Origin of the sequence: Allobrachymonas denitrificans DSM 15123 (assembly GCF_900110225.1) — a bacterium.
GTDB classification, from domain to species: Bacteria; Pseudomonadota; Gammaproteobacteria; order Burkholderiales; family Burkholderiaceae_C; genus Brachymonas; species Brachymonas denitrificans.
Window position 1 is genome coordinate 64,636 of record NZ_FOCW01000006.1, and the last position, 20,258, is coordinate 84,893.

Sequence of the window (20,258 nt, forward strand, 5' to 3'; positions counted from 1 at the left end):
CGATGGCCGGCATGCTTGATCAAAAATCCGTCCTGATCCTTGGTCTGGGTATTTCCGGCCTGGCGATGGCGCGCTGGTGCGCCCGACAGGGGGCGAACGTGACCGTGGCCGACAGCCGCGAAGCACCGCCCAATCTGGCAAAACTGCAGGCCGAGGTGCCGCAGGCGCGCTTTGTCAGCGGTGCGTTCGGCGCTGGCTTGCTGGACGGCAATACCGTGCGTGCGGTGTTCGTCAGCCCCGGTCTGGCACCGCAGGATACGGCTGCCGTGCTGGAGCCGGCCCGTGCGCAAGGCCTGTGGGTCGGCGGCGAGCTGGATCTGTTTGCCCAGGCGCTGCGCATGCTGCAGGAGCAGCAGGGCTATGCGCCCAAGGTGCTGGGCATCACCGGCACCAACGGCAAGACGACGGTCACCTCGCTCACCACGCAGCTGGTGGAGCGCGCCGGCCTGAGCGTGGCCATGGCCGGCAATATCGGCCCGACGCTGCTCGATACCCTGTCTGCCGCCATCGATGCCGAAGCGCTGCCGCAGGCCTGGGTGCTGGAACTGTCCAGTTTCCAGCTCAACGACTGCAGCAGCTTCGAGCCGACCGCAGCCACCATCCTCAACGTGTCGCAGGACCATCTGGACTGGCATGGCGACATGGACGCCTATGTGCAGGCCAAAGCCAACATCTTCGGCCAGCAGGGCGTGGCAGTGCTGAACCGCGACGATCCGGTGGTGATGGCGCTGCTGCCGCAACTGGCACCGCAGAGCCAGCCCGGCTACAAGGCGGCCAAGGGCGAATTCCAGCGCGACTGGATCAGCTTCGGCTTCGGCATGCCCTCCCGTCCGGGCGACTTCGGTCTGGAAGAAGTCAACGGCATGGTCTGGCTGGTGCGCGCCGGCGAGCAGGATGAAACGCTCAAGGGCAAGCGCGCCCGTGCTGCCGCCGAGGAAGAGCTGTATATCCAGCGCCTGATGCCGGCCGATGCGCTGCGCATCCGCGGCCGCCACAACGCCAGCAATGCGCTGGCGGCGCTGGCCCTGGCGCTGCAGACGGGCGCGCCGCTGGCGCCCATGCTGTACGGCCTGCGCGAATACCGTGGCGAGCCGCACCGCGTGGAGCCGGTGGGCATCGTGGAGCAGGTGGAGTATTTCGACGACAGCAAGGGCACCAATGTGGGCGCCACGCTGGCTGCCCTCAATGGCCTGGGTGCCGACCGCCAGCTGGTGGTCATCCTGGGCGGTGAAGGCAAGGGCCAGGATTTTGCCCCGCTGGCACCGGCCGTGCAGCGCTGCTGCCGCGCCGTGGTGCTGATCGGGCGCGATGCGCCGCTGATCGAGGCCGCGCTGCAGGCCACCGGTGTGCCGCTGCTGCACGCCGACAGCATGCAGACCGCCGTGAACGTCGCGACCGAACAGGCACAGGCGGGTGATGCCGTGCTGCTGTCGCCGGCCTGCGCCAGTTTCGACATGTTCAAGGACTATGCCGACCGGGCCCACCAGTTCTGCGCCGCCGTGGCGCAGCTGGCCGAGGACCGCGGCGCTTCTCTGGAGGGAGCGGCATGAGTGCTGTACTGCCCGGCAATCCCGCTGGCAACCGCTGGCAACGCCTGCGCGACCGGTTCGCCCGTCCCGGCGCGGCCCTGCCGTGGCAGCGCGAGAAGGACGACAACGCCATCCCCATGCGCATGCCGTCCGCCTCGTACGGTCGCGCGCGCTCGCAGCAGCTGACCCTGGCCAATGTGAGCGTGGACCAGGCGCTGGTCTGGGTCATCGTGGCGCTGCTGCTGTGGGGTCTGGTGATGGTGTTCTCCGCCTCCATCGCCATGCCGGACAACCCGCGATTTGCCAACTATGCCCAGTCGCACTTCCTCACCCGTCACCTGTTTTCTCTGGTGATGGGCGGCGTGGCGGCCTTGCTGGTGTTCCAGATTCCGATCAGCGTCTGGGAAAAATGGGCGCCCGTCCTGTTCCTCGGTGCCCTGGTGCTGCTGATCGCGGTGCTGATCCCCGGCATTGGCAAGGGCGTGAACGGCGCGCGCCGCTGGATTTCGCTGGGCGTGATGAACTTCCAGCCCTCCGAGCTGGCCAAGCTGGCCGTGCTGCTCTACGCCGCCAACTACATCCGCCGCAAGATGGAAATCCAGGAGCGCGAGCGCAACATGGGTGACATGGAGCGCTTCTTCCGCGCCGTGGCTCCGATGGCGTTTGCCGTCGGCGTTGTGGGCGTGCTGCTGCTGCTCGAGCCCGACATGGGCGCCTTCTTGGTGATCGCCGTGATCGCCATGGGCATCCTGTTCCTGGGCGGCGTCAATGCGCGCATGTTCTTCCTGATCGCCATCATCCTGGTGGCCGTGTTTGCGCTGATGATTGCCACCTCGCCCTGGCGTCGCGAGCGGGTGTTTGCCTATCTGGATCCGTGGAGCATGGAGCACGCGCTGGGCAAGGGCTACCAGCTGTCGCACGCGCTGATCGCCATCGGCCGTGGCGAGCTGTTCGGCGTCGGTCTGGGTGGCAGCGTGGAAAAGCTGCACTGGCTGCCCGAAGCGCATACCGACTTCCTGCTGTCGGTGATCGGCGAGGAATTCGGCTTCGTCGGCATCGCCGTACTGATCGTGGCCTTCTTCTGGCTCACGCGCCGCATCATCGAAATCGGCCGTCAGGCCATCGCGCTGGACCGCACCTTTGCCGGCCTGGCTGCGCAGGGCGTGGGCCTGTGGATGGGTTTCCAGGCGCTGATCAACATCGGCGTGAACCTGGGTGCGCTGCCCACCAAGGGCCTGACGCTGCCGCTGATGAGTTACGGCGGCTCCGCCATCCTGATGAATCTCGTCGCGCTGGCCATCGTGCTGCGCATCGACCATGAAAACCGCACATTGATGAAGGGGGGCAGTCTGTGAGCCAACCCAGCAAGACCGCACTGATCATGGCCGGTGGCACCGGCGGCCATATCTTTCCCGGCCTGGCCGTGGCCGAGGCGCTGCGTGCGCGCGGCTGGAATGTCCACTGGCTGGGCGCGCCCAACAGCATGGAAGCCGACAAGGTGCCGGCCCGTGGCTTCGCATTCGAGCCGGTCGAATTCAGCGGGGTGCGCGGCAAGGGTCTGAGCACGTTGCTCAAGCTGCCGATGCGCCTGAGCCGCGCCGTGGAACAGAGCAAGGACGTGATCCGTCGCGTCAACCCGGATGTGGTGATCGGTTTCGGCGGCTACCTGACGGCGCCGGCCGGCATCGCTGCCAAGCTGCTGGGCAAGCCGGTGCTGCTGCATGAGCAGAACTCGGTGCCGGGCATGGCCAACAAGCTGGTGGCCAAGGTGGCCAAGCGCGTGTTCACCGCCTTCCCGAACGTGCTGGGCGACACCGCCCGGTCGCCCTTCACGGATGGCAAGGTGAGCTGGGTGGGCAACCCGCTGCGCGAGCCTTTCCTGCGTCAGCCGGCGCCTGTCGACCGCTTTGCCGAACGTGCCGGCCCGCTGAAGCTGCTGGTGGTAGGAGGCAGCCTGGGCGCCAAGGCCCTGAACGACACCGTACCCAAGGCACTGGCCCTGCTGGATGCCACGCACCGCCCGTGGGTGGCGCACCAGAGCGGCGAAAAGCAGATCGACGCCCTGCGTCAGGCCTACGATGCCGCCGGCGTCGATGCCGCGCTGCTGCCCTTCATCGAGGACACCGCCCAGGCTTATGCCGAGGCCGACATCATCGTCTGCCGCGCCGGTGCCAGCACCGTGACCGAGATTGCCGCCGTCGGCGCTCCGGCCGTGTTCGTGCCCTTCCCCTTTGCCGTGGATGACCACCAGACCACCAACGCGCGCTTCCTGGTTGAAGCCGGTGGCGGCTGGCTGGTGCCACAACCCCAGCTCACTCCTGAGTGGCTGGCCGATTTTCTGAAAAACGTGACGCGCGCCGAACTGCTGGACCGCGCGCAAAAGGCCAAGAAGATGGAAAAACTGCAAGCCACGGGAGCGATCGTGGCGGTGTGCGAGGAGCTCGTCGCATGAAACACGTCGTCAAGCACATTCATTTCGTGGGCGTGGGCGGCTCGGGCATGAGCGGCATTGCCGAAGTGCTGCTCAACCTGGGCTATGTGGTGTCGGGTTCCGACCTGGCCGACAACGCCACCACGCGCCGCCTGGCTGCACTGGGCATCCAGACGCATGTGGGCCACGCTGCCGAGAACATCCAGGGCACGGACGTGGTAGTCACGTCCACCGCCGTCAAGGCCGACAACCCCGAGGTGGTCGCTGCCCGCGAAAAACGCATCCCCGTGGTGCCGCGCGCGCTGATGCTGGCCGAGCTGATGCGTCTGCGCAAGGGCATCGCCATTGCCGGCACCCATGGCAAGACCACCACCACCAGCCTGGTGGCCAGCGTGCTGGCCGAAGCGGGCCTCGATCCGACCTTCGTCATCGGCGGCCGCCTGAACAGCGCCGGCGCCAATGCGCGCCTGGGCACGGGCGAATACATCGTGGCCGAGGCGGACGAATCCGACGCCTCCTTCCTGAACCTGTCGCCCATTATGGCTGTCGTCACCAACATCGACGCCGACCACATGGAGACCTATGGTCACAGTTTCGCCAACCTGAAGAAGGCCTTTGTCGACTTCCTGCACCGCATGCCGTTCTACGGACGTGCCATGCTCTGCATCGACAGCCCGGCCGCGCGCGAGATCCTGCCCGAAGTGACCTGCCCGGTGACGACTTACGGCATGTCCGAGGATGCGCAGATCCGTGCGCTGGACGTGCGTGCCGTCGGCAACCAGATGCACTTCCGTGTGCAGCGCAAGGACGACGAAGGCAACCCCTACGGCCCCGAGCTGGAGGTGCAGCTGAACCTGGCCGGTGTGCACAACGTGCTCAATGCCCTGTCGGTGATCGGCGTGGCCATGGCGCTGAACATTCCCGATGCCGCGCTGCTCAAGGGCCTGTCCGAGTTCAAGGGTGTGGGTCGCCGCTTCCAGCACTACGGCCCGTTCCCGGCACGCGAAGGCGGTGAATTCCTGGTGATCGACGATTACGGGCACCATCCGGTCGAGATGGCCGCCACCATCGCTGCGGCGCGTGGTGCCTATCCCGACCGCCGCTTGGTGCTGGCGTTCCAGCCGCACCGATACAGCCGCACGCGCGACTGCTTCGAGGACTTCGTCAAGGTGGTCGGCAAGGCCGATCTGGCACTGCTGGCCGAAGTCTATCCGGCCGGCGAGGAGCCCATCATTGCCGCCGACGGCCGCGCCCTGATGCGCGCGCTGCGCGTGGCCGGCAAGGTCGAACCGGTGTTCGTCGAGAAGATCGAGGACATGCCCGAAGCCATTCTGCACACCGCCCGCGATGGCGACGTGGTGCTGAGCATGGGCGCCGGCTCCATCGGCGCCGTTCCCGGCAAGCTGGCCGCACTGCACGAAAAGGCCTGACACGTCATGACGAACACCCTGAACCCTATCGATGTGCAAGCGCTGGGCAAGGTCGCCGTGCTGATGGGCGGCCGCTCCGCCGAGCGCAACATTTCCCTGATGTCCGGCGAGGGCGTGCTGCAAGCGCTGCGCAGCCGTGGCGTCGACGCCCATGCCTTTGATCCGGCCGAGCGTGACCTGTCCGAACTCAAGCGCGACGGATTCGAGCGCTGCTTCATTGCGCTGCATGGCCGTTATGGCGAAGACGGCACCGTGCAGGGCGCACTGGAACTGCTCGGCATTCCCTATACCGGCCCCGGCGTGATGGCCTCGAGCGTGGGCATGGACAAGGTGATGACCAAGCGCATCTGGCTGTCGGAAGGCATTTCCACGCCGCGCTACCTGCAGATGGCCTCGCGCAAGCTGCAGGACGAGGGTGCCCTGGTCGCCTTCGTTGTCGATGCCGTGCAGCAGCTTGGCCTGCCCATGATCGTGAAGGCGCCGCATGAAGGCTCTTCCATCGGCGTATTCAAGGTCAAGACCGCGGAAGAGTTGGCGGAATCCGTGCGCCAGGTGGCTGCGATGGACAGCGCGGTGCTGTGCGAGAACCTGATCGTGGGCGAGGAGCTGACCTGCCCGGTCATCGGCACCGGAGACAGCGCCCGTGCCCTGCCGCTGGTGCGCATCGTGGCGCCCGATGGCGACTACAACTACGAACAGAAGTATTTCACCGACGACGTGCGCTACCTGTGCCCGTGCGACCTGCCGCGCGAGCAGGAGCAGGCCATCCAGCAGATGGCGCTGGAAGCCTATCTGGTGCTGGGCTGCCGCGGCTGGAGCCGCGTGGACGTGATGGTGCGCAGCAGCGACAGCCAGCCCTTCCTGCTGGAAATCAACACCTCCCCCGGCATGACCAGCCATTCCCTGGTGCCCATGTCTGCCAAGGCCGACGGCATCAGCTATCCCGACCTCTGCCTGCAGATCCTGGCCAGCGCCAGTCTGGACGGCAGCAAGGCGAAACAGGCCTGAAGGGACAAGGAACGCACGCCATGAATGCGCCGCAACCCGTGACCACCACCACCGACATCCGGCTGATGAACGCAACCGCCTCGTTGCTGTTCGGCCTGGTGTTGCTGGGCGCGCTGATCAGCGCTGCCTGGTGGTTCACGCGCCTGCCCCAGTTCTCGCTGAAGGGCATCCAGGTGAGCGGCCACGCCACGCATACCACGCCCTTCGCGCTGCGCAGCCAGGTGCTGCCGCGCCTCACCGGCAATTTCTTCTCCATCAGGCTGGAGGAGGCGCGTGACGTGTTCGAGCAGCAGCCCTGGGTGCGCCAGGCCGTGGTCAGCCGCGTGTTCCCGAACCAGCTTGCCGTGCGTCTGGAAGAGCACGAGGAAGTGGCCTACTGGGGCGATGACGAGGAAGGCATGCGCCTGCTCAACCGCCAGGGCGAGGTGTTCGACGGCAATCCGGAAGAGGTGGCCAATATCGAGCTGCCGCGCCTGTCCGGCCCGGACGAGCAGTCGGCCTCCGTGCTGCTGATGTACCGCCGCCTGGGCCCGCTGTTCAACCCGCTCGAGGCCCGCATCACGGCGCTGGATCTGGATCCGCGCGGCTACTGGAGTCTCTCGCTGAACAACGACACGGTGATCAACCTGGGCAGCGGCAACGAACAGGAACTGGCGGCGCGTATCCGGCAGTTCGTGCAGACGATCGGTGCGGTGACCGCACGCTATGGGCGCAGCTTCGCCGATCTGCAGTACGCGGATCTCCGCTACAAGACCGGCTACGCGCTGCGCCTGAAGGGGGTGGGGACGCTGGAGTCCCCGGATGGCAACGCTGGCAAGGGCCAGCCAACGAAACCAAAGACATAAACAGCCATGGCAAAAGAATACAAGGATCTGGTCGTAGGCCTCGACATCGGCACCAGCAAGATCATGGTGGTGGTGGCGGAGGTGCAGGCTGACGGCGCGCTCAAGGTGCTGGGTTTGGGCGTGGCGCCCAGCAACGGCATGAAGCGCGGCGTGGTGGTCAACATCGAGGCTTGCGTGCAGAGCATCCAGCAGGCCGTGCGCGAGGCCGAGATGATGGCCGCCTGCAAGATCACGCGCGTCATCACCGGCATCACCGGCAGCCATATCCGAGGCCGCAACTCGGTCGGCATGGTGGCTGTGCGCGACCGCGACGTGTCGCCCACCGACGTGGCCAAGGTGCTGGAGACGGCGCGCGCCATCAACATCAGCACCGACCAGCGTCCGCTGCTGATCGAGCCGCAGGAATTCGTGATCGACGGCCAGGAAGTGAAGGAGCCGATCGGCATGAGCGGCATCCGCCTGGAGGCCAAGGTGCACATCGTCACCTGCGCCCAGAGCGCGGCCGAGAACATCCTCAAGTGCGTGCGCCGTTGCGGCCTGGAGGTGGACCACCTGATGCTAAATCCGCTGGCCAGCAGCATGTCCTGCCTGACCGAGGACGAGCGCGAGCTGGGCGTGGTGCTGGTCGACATCGGCGCCGGCACGACCGACATTGCCGTGTTTGCCGGTGGCGCCATCCGCCATACGGCCGTGCTGCCGGTGGCCGGCGAGCTGATCACCAGCGATATCGCCATGGCGCTGCGCACCCCGACCGAGGACGCCGAGGACATCAAGATGCAGAACGGCTGCGCCAAGCAGCTGCTGGCCGATCCGGAAACGCATATCGAAGTGGCCGGCCTGAGCGGCCGTCCGCCGCGCCTGCTGAGCAAGCAGGTGCTGGCCGGCGTGATCGAGCCGCGCATCGAGGAGATCTTCTCGCTGGTGCAGAAGGAAGTGCAGAGCTCGGGCTTCGAGCATCTGGTGTCTTCCGGCGTGGTGCTGACCGGCGGCAGCGCCGTGATGCCCGGCATGGTCGAACTCGGCGAGGACATCTTCCTCAAGCCGGTGCGCATCGGCACCCCGATCTACAACGGCGCCCTGGCCGACATGGTGACGCAATCGCGCGCCGCTGTTGTCATGGGCATGCTGGAAGACGCCCGTCAGGCACAGCAGCGCGGCTACGTGGCCACCCGCAGCAAGAGCGATTCCGCCGTGCGCGGGGTGTTCGGCCGCATCAAGGATTTCATCGTGGGGAACTTCTGATGCCGATGCAGCAGGAAACCCCTTTGCTGGCGCGCTGGCATGACAGCCGGCATGGAAAGGAACACTTTCCCGCCGCATGAACCGGATTGGACGGGATTGCAAGCTCGTCCATGGCCCCGGCAGGCCCAAAACGCCAACACAGGCAGTGATTTTTTCAGAGACAGCAAGAGTTAAACAGCAAGGAGAGCAAGATGCCCATCGAAATGATTGACACCGAAGAATTCCACGCAGGCACCCAGATCAAGGTCATGGGCGTGGGTGGCGGCGGCGGCAACGCCGTGCAACACATGATCGACCGCAAGGTCCAGGGCGTGGAGTTCATCTGCGCCAACACCGACGCGCAGGCGCTGACCCGCAGCACTGCCGACCGGGTGATCCAGCTCGGCACCACCGGCCTGGGCGCCGGCAGCAAGCCCGAGAAGGGCCGTGACTGCGCCGAAGTGGCCGAGCAGGAAATCCGCTCTGCCATCGAAGGCTCGCACATGCTGTTCCTGACCGCCGGCATGGGCGGTGGTACCGGTACCGGTGCAGCGCCCGTCATCGCCCGCATTGCGCGCGAAATGGGCATCCTGACCGTGGGCGTGGTGACCAAGCCCTTCGAGTGGGAAGGTGGCCGCCGCATGACCAACGCCGACTCCGGCGTGTCCGAACTGGAAGCCAACGTCGATTCCCTGATCGTGGTGCTGAACGAGAAGCTGCAGGAAGTGCTGGGTGACGACGTGACCCAGGACGAAGCCTTCGCCCACGCCAACGACGTGCTGAAGAACGCCGTCGGCGGTATTGCCGAGATCATCAATGTGCCCGGCCATGTGAACGTCGACTTCGAAGACGTGAAAACCGTGATGGGCGAGCCCGGCAAGGCCATGATGGGTACGGCAACGGCCAGCGGCCCGGACCGCGCCCGCATTGCTGCCGAGCAGGCCGTGGCCTGCCCGCTGCTGGAAGGCATCGACCTGTCCGGCGCCAAGGGCGTGCTGGTGCTGATCACCGCAGCCCAGGGCAGCCTGAAGCTGAAGGAATCGCAGCTGGCCATGAACACCATCCGTGCCTATGCGTCTCCCGATGCGCACGTGATCTACGGTACTGCCTACGACTCCCAGATGGGTGACGAGCTGCGCGTGACCGTGGTGGCCACCGGCCTGAGCCGCCAGAATGCCCGTCGCATGGCGCCTCCCATGCAGGTCATCAGCCGCACCGGTACCGACGACATGCCGTACTCTGCCGCCATGCCGCAGGGCAGCAGCCTGCCGAGCATGACCAGCGTCTCTCCCGCCGGCACCGTGGGTGCCAGCGTCTGGGGCACCGGCCGTGACCGCACGCACGCTTCCGAGCGCGTCAGCCAGCTGTCCTCCAGCGGCATGGACGACTTCGAGATCCCGGCCTTCCTGCGCAAGCAGGCGGACTGAGACACTCCGACACCGGTTGCGTCCTGACGCAGCCGGAGCGTCGCCCATGAACCTGCAGGGGCAGGGCATGGGCAAGGACGCGTGACTCTTCTTGCTTGCCAGCGTGCGCACGGTTGCCTGTCCGTGCGCACGCGGCTCAAGCGCCGGCCGACTGGCTGGAAAGTACGTGAAGAACCGTGGCTGACTCTCCCCGGGAGAAGCGGCTGGCAGCGGTGCCCGATGGCCTGTGGCTATCGCGGACATCGAGACAAGCGAACACGCAGCAGGCGGGCAACTTCTACAATGGACGCATGCTAGAACAGAGAACCATCAAGACACTGACCAAGGCTGTGGGCGTGGGCCTGCATGGCGGTCAGCGTGTCGAGCTCACCCTGCGTCCTGCACCGGCGGACACCGGTATCGTGTTCCGCCGCGTCGACCTGCCTGTTCCGGTGGACATCCCGGTCACGGCTGAGTCCGTTACCGATACCCGTCTGGCCTCGACCATCTCCAATGGAGGCGTCAAGGTCAACACCGTCGAGCACCTGATGTCGGCCTGCGCCGGTCTGGGCATCGACAACCTCTATATCGACATCACGGCGGAGGAAGTGCCGATCCTGGATGGATCTGCCTCGTCCTTCGTCTATCTGCTGCAAAGCGCCGGCGTGGTGAAGCAGCGTGCGCCCAAGAAATTCGTGCGCGTGCTCAAGCCGGTGGAAGTGCGCGAGGGCGAAGGCGCCCAGGGCAAGTGGGCCCGCCTGGAGCCCTACCATGGCTACAAGCTGCGTTTCCAGATCGACTTTGCCCACCCGGCCGTGGACTCCACCGGCCAGAGCGTGGAATTCGACATGTCCACCGGCGTCTATACGCGCGACATTGCGCGCGCGCGCACCTTCGGCTTCACCAAGGACGTGGAATACATGCGTTCGCACGGACTCGCCATGGGCGGCAGCCTGGAGAACGCCATCGTGCTGGACGACTACCGCGTGCTCAACGCGGACGGCCTGCGCTACGACGACGAGTTTGCCAAGCACAAGATCCTGGACGCCATGGGCGACCTGTTCCTGATCGGCCATCCGCTGCTGGCCGCCTACAGCGCCTACCGTTCCGGCCACGCCATGAACAACCAGCTGCTGCGCGCGCTGCTGGACCAGCCCGATGCCTACGAAATCGTCAGCTTCGACAACGAGCGCAACGCGCCCAAGGGCTTTGGCGAACTGGCGGTGCAGTGGTGAGTTGCGGGTTCGTCGCCTGAACCTGTTACGCTAGCGGCCATGGCCATTGTTCGCGTTCTCTTCATCCTCATGCTGCTGGTCAGTGCCGGCACCATGGGTCTGTACCTGTTCACCGGCAACGAGCGCTACAAGCGGCAGGCCCTGCGCCTGTTCAAGTGGACCATCATCGTGCTGTGCCTGTTCTTTGCGGTACTGGTGATCGAACGCATCTAGCCCCGCAGGCCCGCCCGGGCGCGGGGCAGAGAGTACGCGCAGAATGTTCCCGCACGCCGATCCGCCACGCACTAGGTTCGGAGTCTGATGCTTCAGGCGCAGTCGCTCACAGGCGCGCGCACTGGTCTTCCTTGTTGCCATCCACGCGGTTGTTGCCGCCGGTCGGGCGTCGGGTGTTGCTCTTGCACTGGAGGTTGCCGTCCACGGTGTTGCCCTGCACCACGATGCTGCCGCGGTTGCCCATGAGCTGGATGTCGCCATCCACGCGGTTGCCGCGCAAGGCGATGCGGCTGCCCTTGTCGAGCTGGATGTTGCCCTTGACGGTGCTGCCACGCACGGTGACGGAGGCAGCGCCCTGGGACTGGATGTTGCCGTCGATGCGGCTGTTGGCAACGACACAGCTGGCGCCGCGCGGCACTTTCACATTGCCCTCGATGTTCTGCCCGCTGAGGGTGCCGCGGCAGATACGGTCATCGGCATGAACAGCGGTGGTGGCCAGCAGGGCGGCGGCCACGAAGGCCATGGGGGCAAGACGGATTGCGCGGGACATGGGAGCTCCTTGATTGCATGAAAAAAGAGGGGCGTGGCCGTCACAACAGCCAGGCTGCAAAGTGGCAGGCATCAGGACTGCTTATACCGTGCCCATTTGACAGATGCCTGCCCGGCGCGCGGAGTTCCGCGTTTGCGCGGTCGGGAAAGTTAAAAGAGTTTTCAGAGCGGCAGAGGCGCTTCTGGATGCTGGCTCAGTAGCTGCGTCCGCCCTTGAACAGGGCATGGGTGCGGCGCTGCAGCGGCGTGGCTTCGGCCAGCCGGGCCATGGCCTGTCCGGCGTGGGCGTGCATGATGGCCAGACCCAGTGCGTCGGCTGCATCGGTGCCGGGCAGACCGCTCAGGTTGAGCAGGCGGCGCGTCATCTCCTGGATCTGTGCCTTGTTGGCGCGGCCGTGGCCGGCAACGGCCTTCTTCATCTGCAGGGCGGTGTATTCGGCCACCGGCAGGCCGCTGGAAACGAGTGCTGCCAGACAGGCGCCGCGCGCCTGGCCCAGCATCAGCGTGGCCTGCGGGTCGACGTTGACGAACACGATCTCCAGCGAGGCAACGTCGGGCTGGTAGGTCTGCGCCACCTCGCACACGCCCTCGAACAGCAGCTTGATGCGCGCCGGCAGGTTGCCCTGATGCGGCAGTGTCGGGTCGTCCGGACGCTTTTCGTTGACGGTGCGGATGGTGCCGCTGGCCACGTAGCGCAGGCGCGGGCCGTCGGCTTCGATCACGCCGAAGCCGGTGGTGCGCAGGCCGGGGTCGATGCCGAGGATGCGCATGGCGGCCTCAGGGCAGTTCCACGTCGCGCATGCGCGCGGCGATGGTGCCGGCCCGGCTGTTGAGGTAGCCGGAGTTGAAGTTCTGTTCGTAGTAGCGCGGGCGCGGCAGCATCACGGCCAGCTTGGCTGCCTCGTAGGCGGAGAGCTGCGCGGCAGACTTGCGGAAGTAGTAGCGCGCAGCTGCTTCGGCGCCGAAGATGCCTTCGCCCCATTCCACGTTGTTCAGGTAGATCTCGAGGATGCGCTCCTTGTCCAGCAGCAGTTCCAGGTACTGCGTGAACACCAGTTCCTGCCCCTTGCGCAGCAGATTGCGCTCGGGCGACAGCAGCAGGTTCTTGGCGAGTTGCTGGGTGATGGTGGAGCCGCCGTAGATCTTGGGGGCCGGCAGCGTGATGCCGGGAGGCGTGATGGAGCCATCGGCAATGCCGCGCAGCTGCGGGTCCACCGGTTTGCCGCGCTTTTCGAGGCGTTCGACCTTCTTGCGGGCGCGTTCGCGTGCCTGCTCGATGCGCGCTTGCGCCTGCTGCAGGCGTTGCTGGTTGCGCGCTTCGGCGGCTGCATTGCGGGCGCGTGCCTGCTCGATGGCCTCCCACTCCACTCCCTGGTGGTTGACGAAGTCGCTGTCCTCCGACGCGATCACGGCGCGCTTGAGGTTGTCCGAGATGTCGTCATAGGGCACCCACTGCTGGCCCCAGGAGAGTTTGCCGCTGGCCACCACGCGCGCCATTTCGGAGCGCTGGAAGGTGGTGGACTGCGGATCGACCACGCGCATGAGCGCGATGCGGACGAAGAAGAACAGCTGCAGCAGGATGCCGGCCAGCAGCATCCAGCCGAGCAGGCGGAAAAAACGCTTCATCGTGGCGCCTTTCGTGCTGCCAGTGCATGCGGCATCACTCTCGACGAAAGGGGGCGGGACACGGGGTTCATCACGCTGTCTTGTTTGCGGGTGCATCCACCAGGGCGCGCAGTTCGGCCAGCACCGGAGTGGTATCCGGCGTCACGCCGCGCCACAGGGCGAAGGCCAGGGCGGCCTGTTCCACCAGCATGCCAAGGCCGTCGCGCGAAGTGGCGCCGCAGGCCTGGGCGTGCTGCAGAAAGGGCAGGGCGGCTGCACCATACATCATGTCATAGGCCAGCGCACCCGAGGCGAAACGGCGTGCCGGCAGTAGCAACGGTGTGCCGCCCAGACTGCTGGCGGTGCCGTTCAGGATGATGTCGAAGGCGTCCAGGTTGTCAGTAGCCGCATGGGCAGGGGTGGCAGCGGAGGAGGGCAGCGGCGATGCCGCAGCTTGTGCGCTTGCCGCCAGAGCAATCTGGGGCGTGAGCGGGAGGGGTGCGTCTTCCAGCACGGCGGCCAGGGCACAGGCGCGCAGCTGCACGCCATGCTCCGCCGCGACCGCGGCGTGCTGTTGCACCAGTTGTTCGGCCTTGCCCACGCTGCGGTTGGCCACCGTCACGCTGGCAGGTGTTTCCGCCAGCAGGGCGCCCAGTACGCCGGCAGACGCGCCTCCGGCGCCCAGCAGCAGCACGTGGCGTCCGGCCAGCGCCACGCCGGCGTTGTGGCGGATGTCGCGCATCAGGCCGGCGCCGTCGGTGTTGTCGGCGTGCAGACGCATGCCTTCGGCTTCCTGACGCCAGACCAGCGTATTGGCGGCCTGCGCCAGTTCTGCCCGTGTGCTGCGCACATCGGCGGCGGCAAATGCTTCCAGCTTGAACGGCACCGTCACATTGGCACCACCGTAGCCCTCGGCGCGCAGGCGCTCCAGCGTGGCGGCAAAGCCGTCCACGGGGCTGTCGATGGCGATGTAGCGGAGGTGCTGCCCGGTCTGCTCCGCAAAGCGTGCGTGGATCCACGGCGAGCGGCTGTGGCTCACCGGGTGGCCGATCACGCCGTAGCGCGCGGGCGAGCCCGTGCTTCCATCCGACGGGATACTGCGTGCAGCAGGTGCAGCAGGTGCAGCAGGTGCAGCAGGTGCAGCAGGTGCAGCAGGTGCAGCAGGGGCAGCAGGGGCAGCAGGGGCAGCAGGGGCAGCAGGTGCAGCAGGGGCTCCCGTTGCCGGAGTTGCGCCGGAAAGCGTGTCAGCAGAAGAAGCGGAGGGAGAGGCAGGAATGGCAGGCATGGCAGATTCAGACCGTCTGGCCCGGTGTGCCGTCGGCTTCGGGCTCGTTCACGTCCACGGCGATATGCAGCGGACCGGCGTCAAGCTCCATGGTATCGTCCTCGGACTCGTCTGCCGGCACGATGGCCTGGGCGTCATCATCCAGGCGCGCGATGACACTGCCGTTGACGTCCAGCGCCATCAGGTTGACGCCACCCAGACGTACGCGCACCTGCGCATTGCGCGGCAGGCCGTCGGCGCCGATCACGTTGATCACCAGCGGCAGCGTGTTGGCACGCACCAGACCGTCCTTGATCACGCTGCAGTCCAGCTCGGTGATGCTGTTGCGCTGCACATGCTGCAGCGTCCAGAAGCGTTCCATGCTGGCCTGATAGGCGTTGTAGCCGGAGTATGCGGCGTCGAAGCCGGAGATGATGCCGAACAGGGCGGCATCCTTGGGCTTGAACGGAGCGGCCAGCGCCGCGGTGGCCCCATGGCGGATGGCGGCAATCAGCTGCCACTGGTTCAGCAGGTCCACATAGCGGCGCAGCGGCGAGGTGCTCCAGGCGTAGCAGGGTACGCCCAGGCCGGCATGCGGCAGCGCCTTGGTGCCCATGCGCACCTTGACGCCGGGTGCCAGCGCCGCCTGGCTGCGGTAAATGCCGGGAATGCCGCCATTGGCCAGCAGCTGGCCCCAGTGGTGGTTCACCAGAATCATGGCCTCGGACACCATCAGGTCCAGCGGCGCGCCGCGCTGACGGATCTCGATCTGCACGGTTTCGCTGCCGTCCGGCGGCGTTTCCTTGAGCGCATCGTCGCGCAGCAGGCGGAAGTTGAAATCCGGGCGGGTAAAGGTTTCGGGCTTGCCGCGCACGATTTCGCGCTGCGCCTTCAGATGCTGCGCCAGGCGCCACAGAAAGCCCAGTGCCGGGCGGTGCGCCTGCAGCTGTGCCTGCGGCTCAGGCGTGTCAGCGGGGGCTGCCAGCCATTCCGGTGTGGCCACGGTTTCCAGCTGGTCCAGCCGCAGGTTGTCCACGACCGGCACGCGTTCGATGCGGTTTTCCGTACCCTGCAGCTCCAGCGTGGCCTCGTCGAAGGTGGCGTAGAAGGACAGGGCGGGGCGCGGCTGGCCGGCGCCCAGGGTGTAGTGCTGCACCACCTCATGCGGCAGCATGGTGATCTTGTAGCCCGGCATGTAGACCGTGGACATGCGCTGGCGCGCCACCGCGTCGATGGCATCGCCCGGCTGCACGGCCAGGCCCGGCGCCGCAATGTGGATGCCCAGTGTGACCGTGCCACTGCCGAGGCCGCTCACGGACAGCGCGTCGTCGATCTCGGTGGTGCTGGAATCGTCGATGGAGAAGGCCTGCACCTCGGCCAGCGGCAATTCGGAATCATCGATGCGCGCAGCCTGCAGCGCCGGAAAGCCCGTGCCCTTGGGGAAGTGCTCGAACAGGAAGCGCTGCCAGTGGAACTCGTAGGGCGAGTGGATGGCACCGGCGCGCTGCAGCAGGTCCAGCGGCGCCATCTGCGCTTCCTTGGAGGCATGCACCACGGCCTTGTACTCGGGCGCGTTCTTGTCCGGTTTGAACAGGATCTTGTAGAGCTGCTCGCGGATCGGCTCCGGGCACTGGCCCTGCACCAGCTCGGCCGCCCAGGCATCGATCTGCGCCTGGATGCGGGCCTTTTTCTCGATGGCGGCCAGCGCCTGCTGCACGATCTCGGCGGGCGCCTTCTTGAAACGCCCCTTGGCACCGCCAGCACGGCGGAAATAGTGCGGCGCATGGAACAGCGCCAGCAGCGTGGCGGCCTGCTCCACCAGTGTGGGCGGATCCTGGAAATAGTCGCGCGCAACGTCGATGAAGGTGAATTCGTCCTCGGGGGCGAATTCCCACAGCAGCTGCACATCCACCTCCTGGCTCAGCGCGAGTGCCTGCGCCAGCAACTCGGCCGGTGCCGGCTTCTCGAACGTGAGCACGATGTGCGCGTGTTTGACCTTCACGCGCTTGCCGGAATCCAGCTCGATCTGGGAGGAACTGTCCGCCTGGGACAGGATGCGGCCGGCGAGAAACTTGCCGGAATCTTCGAACATTGCAAACATGGGGCGGTATTTTCCCATGCCTGCGCCGTTGCCGCCGAAAGTTTTCGGCGGGGAGTTGCAGGGCCTTTATTGGGGTGTCGGCAACTGCATCAGATCGGCCTCGGTGAGCTTGCGCCCGGCCACGCCCAGCTTGCCGCGCGCGCGCTGGATCAGTTCGCGCACATAGTGCACGCTCAGGTTCAGGTCGCGGGCAATGGCCTTGGGCGCCTCGCCACGCACATTGCGCACGCACACCTCCATCTCGCGCCGGGTGAGCGGAGTGACGCAGGTGCGCGAGCTTTGCTGCGGCAGCCGCTCCACATGCTCTTCCTGCCAGCGATACAGGTGCGAGGGCAACTCGAACTTGATGCGTTCGGTGTCGTTGAAGGTGAAGGGCTGGTCGGTGCCAAGCCGGAAAAAGCCCATCCAGGCCAGCCCGTAGGAGTTCTCCACACCGGACAGCACGAAATGCCTGATGCCGAAGCGCCGGAAGAACTCGCCCATGATCTCGTTCGAGCGCTGGGTAGCTGTGCGGCGCCGGGGCGCCTGTGTGCTGTCGCCGAACAGGTCGGCGACGGAGACGGCCTGCGGTTCCCACGGAAAATCCAGGAACAACTGGGCCACGCGGTCGTGTGGCGCGACTTCGGCATAGTCTGCCACGAACTGCTGGGGCAGGCCCTGCAGCCAGATGATTTCGTCAACGACGATCTGACCATTCTCGCGATGTCCGCGACCGGCAAATACGGCATCAAAGCGTACCCGGTTCGCCAGCGCGAGGATTGATGCTTCCATGTTACATTCCTGCTGGGTTTTCCGAAAACGGTGTAATTAAAGATACACCTTGTAAATTCAGATTACCTTGTTACACGGAAATGTAAATAGTAGGGATGCCCCAATTTTGGGGTTTCGCGGGTTATCACCCCCAAATTACCGGTTTTCAGGGATGCGGCTTGTTGTCGCCTTCCAACAGCCCGATTTGTCGGGCCAGTCGGGGCCAATGCACGGGAAAGTCGCTGATGGCGTGATCGTTTCCGGGAAGCACCGTCTGGGTGGCATGCGCGTGGCGGGCCGTCATTTCGTGCCAGTCCAGCACCTCGTCGCCTTCGCAGATCAGGGCCCAGGCGGGGGCATGGGTGCTGTCGGCCTGACGCTTCTGCTCCAGAGCCAATGTCTCCGATTCGATCACATTCAGTTCGTCGATGTACTCCGGTTTGAAATGGAAATGCTCCTCGGGTGCGTGCCAGGCCGTGTTGTCGCCGATGTAGCGCGCGAGGTCGCGCCCCGGGTGCACGGCAGGGTTGAGCAGCAGGCTGCGCCAGCCCTTGCGTGCCGCCATGGCGGCCGCGTAGAAGCCGCCCAGCGACGAGCCGATGACCAGGGTGCCGGCCTGTGGCCAGTCCCGGGTCAGCTGCTCCATCAGCGCCATGGCAGCCGCCGGAGAGGGGGGCAGTTGCGGGCAGCACCAGACGATGTCGGCCCGGTTCGCGTGGATCCATGCTTGCACATGGCGCGCCTTGGCCGATTGCGGCGAGGAACGGAAGCCATGCAGGTACAGCACATGGCTGACGCGCGGCTGCGCGGGAGTCAGGCCCATGGCCAGCCTTTCTGGCGTTCTCCGGCCTTCTTGCGCTGACTGGCAGCAGGCTCCAGCTTCCATTGCTGCACGGCCTCGGCGGGCAGGGTGAGGGGCAGTCGCAGCAGCATGCGGTCGCGTGCCACCAGGGCAGTGCAGCGGCGCTCCTGCGGTTTGCGGCCGGGCGGAAGGTAGGCTTGCACATCGGCCAGATTGCCCACGCGCCAGGCCGCATGGCTGCCCTTGGCCACATCGGCGTCGGCCAGTTCGATGCCCAGCCATTCGTCGCCGGCGGCCATGCCTGCGTGCTCGGCAGCTCCGCCGCGGGCAACGCCCTGCACACTGATGCTGGCGCCCTCCTTGCAGCGCAGTCCCCACTGGCGAGCCAGCGGGGCGGGTGACTGCACGATGCGCACGCCGGCGCGGCGCAGCAGCTTTTCCAGTGGCAGTTCGTCCGTGCCGTGCACCCACTCGCGCAGTTCGCGTGCAAAGCTGCGGCCGCCCAGTTCCTGCAGCACGGCCGCCACGTCGCCTTCGCTCATGCCGCGCAGCGGCTTCTGCTTTGCGTAGCAGCGCTGGTAGAGCGCACGCATCACCGCATCGAGTGAGGTGCGGCCTTCCTGGCGCAGCGTCAGGTCCAGGCACAGTCCGAGCAGTGCGCCCTTGGTGTAGTAGCTGACGGTGGCATTGGGGGTGTTGGCGTCCTGACGGTAATACTTGGTCCAGGCCTCGAAGCTGGCCTGCGCCAGGCTGTGGATGGCGCGGCCCGGCATGGCCTGCACGCTGTCCACCGCCTTGTTCAGTTGCTTGAGGTAGCCGGCCACGTCGACACAGCCGGCGCGCAGCAGCAGCAGGTCGTCGTAATAGCTGGTGAAACCCTCGAAGAACCAGAGCAGGTCGGTGTAGTTCTCGCGCCCGTAGTGGTAGGGCACCAGTTCCGCCGGGCGCAGCCGCTTGACGTTCCAGGCGTGGAAGTACTCGTGGCTGATCAGGCCGAGCAGGGTGATGTAGTCGTCGCCGGGCGTTTCGCCGGGGCGGGGCAGTGCCTTGCGGCCGGCAATCAGCGCGGTGCTGTTCAGGTGTTCCAGGCCGCCATAGCCTTCGTCCACCGTGCGCAGCATGAACACGTAGCGCTGGAATGGCACGGCCTTGGCCGGCCGCTCGCCATGCCAGAAGCGCATGGCGGCTTCGCAGATGCGGCGCGTGTCGGCAATCAGGCGTTCTCCGTCGAACGCGGGCGGCGGGCTGGCGATGACGAAGCGGTGCGGCACGCCGCAGACGTTGAAATCGGCACTCCAGAAGTCCCCCATCTCGAACGGGCTGTCGGCCAGGGTGTCGTAGTCGGGCGCCAGATAGCTGCCGAAGCCGCGCTTGCCGGTGTCGCGCGCGCTCAGGCCGGTGGCGAGCCGCCACTGCTTGTTCGGCGAGGCGACCTCGATCAGGTGGGGCACATGGGTCTGCCCGCACACCTGCAGGCACAGGCTGGTGGGGTTGAAGAAACCGCGTGCGGCGTCGAGCCAGGCGGTGCGCACGGAGTCGTCGTGGGCATAGACCTGGTAGCGCAGCTCCAGCGGGGCACCGGGCAGGCAGGCGATCTGCCAGCGCTGCTTGTCCAGCTGGCGGATGGCGCAGGGCTTGCCGTTCTGGCTGGCTTCCAGACACTGCAGGTGCTTGCTGAACTCGCGCACCAGATAGCTGCCGGGGATCCAGACGGGCAGCGTCACTTCCTGGCGGATCGTCGGCTCGGCGACCAGCAGCGTGACGTGAAACAGGTGGGTGTGGGGCTCGGGCGCGCTGACGCGGTAGTGCAATGGCACGCCAGCCGCGAGGGAGGGCTTGTGTTTGGACATGCGGCTAGCATAGCGCAGC

Annotated in this window: 18 protein-coding genes; 10 read left to right on the top strand and 8 right to left on the bottom strand. The window is 66.2% G+C overall.

The window, feature by feature from the left end; translation table 11 throughout:
* The first annotated feature begins 2 nt into the window (after positions 1 to 2).
* The 10 genes from murD (at position 3) to BMW28_RS12930 (ending at position 11,318) form a co-directional block, all read left to right on the top strand.
* On the top strand, positions 3 to 1,550 hold the full coding sequence (gene murD / locus BMW28_RS10070) for a UDP-N-acetylmuramoyl-L-alanine--D-glutamate ligase (RefSeq protein ID WP_091817406.1): 1,548 nt from the start codon (positions 3 to 5) through the stop codon (positions 1,548 to 1,550).
* 122 nt (positions 1,551 to 1,672) lie between these two features.
* On the top strand, positions 1,673 to 2,884 hold the full coding sequence (ftsW, locus tag BMW28_RS10075) for a putative lipid II flippase FtsW (RefSeq protein ID WP_407640949.1): 1,212 nt from the start codon (positions 1,673 to 1,675) through the stop codon (positions 2,882 to 2,884).
* Positions 2,860 to 3,981, top strand: coding sequence for an undecaprenyldiphospho-muramoylpentapeptide beta-N-acetylglucosaminyltransferase (gene murG / locus BMW28_RS10080; protein ID WP_407640950.1), 1,122 nt, complete (start codon positions 2,860 to 2,862; stop codon positions 3,979 to 3,981). The genes ftsW and murG overlap by 25 nt, the downstream gene beginning before the upstream one ends.
* Complete coding sequence (murC, locus tag BMW28_RS10085) at positions 3,978 to 5,390, top strand: UDP-N-acetylmuramate--L-alanine ligase (RefSeq protein WP_091817415.1); 1,413 nt, start codon at positions 3,978 to 3,980, stop codon at positions 5,388 to 5,390. Before murG ends, murC begins: the two co-directional genes overlap by 4 nt.
* 6 nt (positions 5,391 to 5,396) lie before the next feature.
* Positions 5,397 to 6,398 carry a D-alanine--D-alanine ligase gene (locus BMW28_RS10090; RefSeq protein WP_091817417.1) on the top strand — a complete coding sequence of 334 codons (1,002 nt, stop codon included), beginning with the start codon at positions 5,397 to 5,399 and terminating at the stop codon, positions 6,396 to 6,398.
* 20 nt (positions 6,399 to 6,418) lie between these two features.
* Positions 6,419 to 7,243 (top strand): cell division protein FtsQ/DivIB, encoded by an 825-nt coding sequence (locus BMW28_RS10095; protein WP_091817420.1) that lies wholly within the window; start codon positions 6,419 to 6,421, stop codon positions 7,241 to 7,243.
* Between the two features lie 6 nt (positions 7,244 to 7,249).
* Complete coding sequence (gene ftsA, locus BMW28_RS10100) at positions 7,250 to 8,485, top strand: cell division protein FtsA (protein ID WP_091817423.1); 1,236 nt, start codon at positions 7,250 to 7,252, stop codon at positions 8,483 to 8,485.
* Between the two features lie 191 nt (positions 8,486 to 8,676).
* On the top strand, positions 8,677 to 9,891 hold the full coding sequence (ftsZ, locus tag BMW28_RS10105; protein WP_091817426.1) for a cell division protein FtsZ: 1,215 nt from the start codon (positions 8,677 to 8,679) through the stop codon (positions 9,889 to 9,891).
* A gap of 290 nt (positions 9,892 to 10,181) precedes the next feature.
* Complete coding sequence (lpxC, locus tag BMW28_RS10110; protein ID WP_091817429.1) at positions 10,182 to 11,105, top strand: UDP-3-O-acyl-N-acetylglucosamine deacetylase; 924 nt, start codon at positions 10,182 to 10,184, stop codon at positions 11,103 to 11,105.
* 39 nt (positions 11,106 to 11,144) lie between these two features.
* Positions 11,145 to 11,318 carry a hypothetical protein gene (locus BMW28_RS12930; RefSeq protein WP_159430747.1) on the top strand — a complete coding sequence of 58 codons (174 nt, stop codon included), beginning with the start codon at positions 11,145 to 11,147 and terminating at the stop codon, positions 11,316 to 11,318.
* Positions 11,319 to 11,424: 106 nt separating this feature from the next.
* Here BMW28_RS12930 and BMW28_RS10115 read toward each other — a convergent pair whose 3' ends face one another.
* The 8 genes from BMW28_RS10115 to BMW28_RS10150 all read right to left on the bottom strand — a co-directional run bounded on the left by BMW28_RS10115 (position 11,425) and on the right by BMW28_RS10150 (position 20,239).
* On the bottom strand, positions 11,425 to 11,868 hold the full coding sequence (locus BMW28_RS10115) for a bactofilin family protein (RefSeq protein WP_091817431.1): 444 nt from the start codon (positions 11,866 to 11,868) through the stop codon (positions 11,425 to 11,427).
* A 193-nt stretch (positions 11,869 to 12,061) separates the two neighbouring features.
* A complete protein-coding gene (gene ruvC, locus BMW28_RS10120; RefSeq protein WP_091817434.1) occupies positions 12,062 to 12,637 on the bottom strand; it encodes a crossover junction endodeoxyribonuclease RuvC in 576 nt (191 codons plus the stop codon).
* A gap of 7 nt (positions 12,638 to 12,644) precedes the next feature.
* Positions 12,645 to 13,493 carry a transglycosylase domain-containing protein gene (locus tag BMW28_RS10125; RefSeq protein WP_091817437.1) on the bottom strand — a complete coding sequence of 283 codons (849 nt, stop codon included), beginning with the start codon at positions 13,491 to 13,493 and terminating at the stop codon, positions 12,645 to 12,647.
* A gap of 70 nt (positions 13,494 to 13,563) precedes the next feature.
* Positions 13,564 to 14,757 carry a shikimate dehydrogenase gene (locus tag BMW28_RS10130; RefSeq protein WP_200785782.1) on the bottom strand — a complete coding sequence of 398 codons (1,194 nt, stop codon included), beginning with the start codon at positions 14,755 to 14,757 and terminating at the stop codon, positions 13,564 to 13,566.
* Between the two features lie 7 nt (positions 14,758 to 14,764).
* The gene (locus BMW28_RS10135; protein ID WP_091817504.1) at positions 14,765 to 16,837 is read right to left on the bottom strand and encodes a ribonuclease catalytic domain-containing protein; all 2,073 of its coding nucleotides are present in this window, start codon (positions 16,835 to 16,837) and stop codon (positions 14,765 to 14,767) included.
* Between the two features lie 66 nt (positions 16,838 to 16,903).
* Positions 16,904 to 17,608 (bottom strand): helix-turn-helix transcriptional regulator, encoded by a 705-nt coding sequence (locus BMW28_RS10140; protein WP_091817440.1) that lies wholly within the window; start codon positions 17,606 to 17,608, stop codon positions 16,904 to 16,906.
* Between the two features lie 145 nt (positions 17,609 to 17,753).
* Complete coding sequence (locus BMW28_RS10145; RefSeq protein WP_091817442.1) at positions 17,754 to 18,410, bottom strand: YqiA/YcfP family alpha/beta fold hydrolase; 657 nt, start codon at positions 18,408 to 18,410, stop codon at positions 17,754 to 17,756.
* Positions 18,401 to 20,239 carry a M61 family metallopeptidase gene (locus tag BMW28_RS10150; RefSeq protein ID WP_091817444.1) on the bottom strand — a complete coding sequence of 613 codons (1,839 nt, stop codon included), beginning with the start codon at positions 20,237 to 20,239 and terminating at the stop codon, positions 18,401 to 18,403. Before BMW28_RS10150 ends, BMW28_RS10145 begins: the two co-directional genes overlap by 10 nt.
* Between the last annotated feature and the right edge of the window lie 19 nt (positions 20,240 to 20,258).

Bases quoted from the DNA above. Each gene is read 5' to 3' on its own strand.
- murD (WP_091817406.1), top strand. From the start codon at position 3: ATGGCCGGCATGCTTGATCAAAAATCCGTCCTGATCCTTGGTCTGGGT.
- ftsW (WP_407640949.1), top strand. From the start codon at position 1,673: ATGCCGTCCGCCTCGTACGGTCGCGCGCGCTCGCAGCAGCTGACCCTG.
- murC (WP_091817415.1), top strand. From the start codon at position 3,978: ATGAAACACGTCGTCAAGCACATTCATTTCGTGGGCGTGGGCGGCTCG.
- BMW28_RS10090 (WP_091817417.1), top strand. From the start codon at position 5,397: ATGACGAACACCCTGAACCCTATCGATGTGCAAGCGCTGGGCAAGGTC.
- BMW28_RS10095 (WP_091817420.1), top strand. From the start codon at position 6,419: ATGAATGCGCCGCAACCCGTGACCACCACCACCGACATCCGGCTGATG.
- ftsA (WP_091817423.1), top strand. From the start codon at position 7,250: ATGGCAAAAGAATACAAGGATCTGGTCGTAGGCCTCGACATCGGCACC.
- ftsZ (WP_091817426.1), top strand. From the start codon at position 8,677: ATGCCCATCGAAATGATTGACACCGAAGAATTCCACGCAGGCACCCAG.
- lpxC (WP_091817429.1), top strand. From the start codon at position 10,182: ATGCTAGAACAGAGAACCATCAAGACACTGACCAAGGCTGTGGGCGTG.
- BMW28_RS12930 (WP_159430747.1), top strand. From the start codon at position 11,145: ATGGCCATTGTTCGCGTTCTCTTCATCCTCATGCTGCTGGTCAGTGCC.
- BMW28_RS10115 (WP_091817431.1), bottom strand. From the start codon at position 11,868: ATGTCCCGCGCAATCCGTCTTGCCCCCATGGCCTTCGTGGCCGCCGCC.
- ruvC (WP_091817434.1), bottom strand. From the start codon at position 12,637: ATGCGCATCCTCGGCATCGACCCCGGCCTGCGCACCACCGGCTTCGGC.
- BMW28_RS10125 (WP_091817437.1), bottom strand. From the start codon at position 13,493: ATGAAGCGTTTTTTCCGCCTGCTCGGCTGGATGCTGCTGGCCGGCATC.
- BMW28_RS10130 (WP_200785782.1), bottom strand. From the start codon at position 14,757: ATGCCTGCCATTCCTGCCTCTCCCTCCGCTTCTTCTGCTGACACGCTT.
- BMW28_RS10135 (WP_091817504.1), bottom strand. From the start codon at position 16,837: ATGTTTGCAATGTTCGAAGATTCCGGCAAGTTTCTCGCCGGCCGCATC.
- BMW28_RS10140 (WP_091817440.1), bottom strand. From the start codon at position 17,608: ATGGAAGCATCAATCCTCGCGCTGGCGAACCGGGTACGCTTTGATGCC.
- BMW28_RS10145 (WP_091817442.1), bottom strand. From the start codon at position 18,410: ATGGGCCTGACTCCCGCGCAGCCGCGCGTCAGCCATGTGCTGTACCTG.
- BMW28_RS10150 (WP_091817444.1), bottom strand. From the start codon at position 20,239: ATGTCCAAACACAAGCCCTCCCTCGCGGCTGGCGTGCCATTGCACTAC.